1 pseudogene is annotated in these 860 nt (G+C 61.7%); it reads right to left on the minus strand.

Features of this window, described 5'->3' with window-relative positions:
• Positions 1-860 (minus strand): annotated as a pseudogene (locus AC07OH_RS19410) (ESPR-type extended signal peptide-containing protein); the annotation flags it as partial.

Here is an 860-nt window from a genome sequence, read left to right on the forward strand (position 1 = left end):
ATGCTGCTCGTGGCCGTGCTCAGACCCGACGACGTCGAGGTCGACAGACTGCTCACGTTGCTGTTCGTGGTGCTCAGGCCCGTGGACAGGCTGGAGATGCCGCTGGTCGCCGTGCTCAAGCCGCTCGATGTAGACGTCGACAGGCTGTCGATGCTGCTCGTGGCCGTGCTCAAGCCACTCGACGTGGAAGTCGACAGGCTGCTGACACTGCTGTTCGCGGTGCTCAGACCGGACGACGTCGAGGTCGACAGGCTACTCACGTTGCTGTTCGTCGTGCTCAGTCCGGTGGACAAGCTGGAGATGCCACTGGTCGCCGTGCTCAGACCACTCGAAGTGGACGTCGAAAGGCTACTGACATTGCTATTCGCTGTGCTCAAACCGGACGACGTTGATGTCGACAGGCTGCTCACGTTGCTGTTCGTCGTGCTCAGGCCTGTAGACAGGCTCGAGATGCCGCTGGTCGCAGTGCTCAGGCCCGACGACGTCGAAGTCGACAAGCTGCTCACGTTGCTGTTCGCTGTACTCAGACCGGACGACGTCGAGGTCGAGAGGCTACTGACGCTGCTGTTCGCGGTGCTCAGACCGGATGACGTCGAGGTCGACAGACTGCTGACATTGCTGTTCGCCGTGCTCAGTCCAGACGACGTGGACGTCGACAGGCTGCTGACGCTGCTGTTCGCGGTGCTCAAGCCGGACGACGTGGAGGTCGACAGGCTGCTGACGTTGCTGTTCGTCGTGCTCAGTCCGGTAGACAGGCTGGAGATACCGCTGGTCGCGGTACTCAGACCCGACGACGTCGAAGTCGACAGGCTGCTGACATTGCTGTTCGCTGTGCTCAGACCGGACGACGTCGAGGTCGA

This window comes from Variovorax sp. GW821-FHT10C12 (assembly GCF_059415405.1).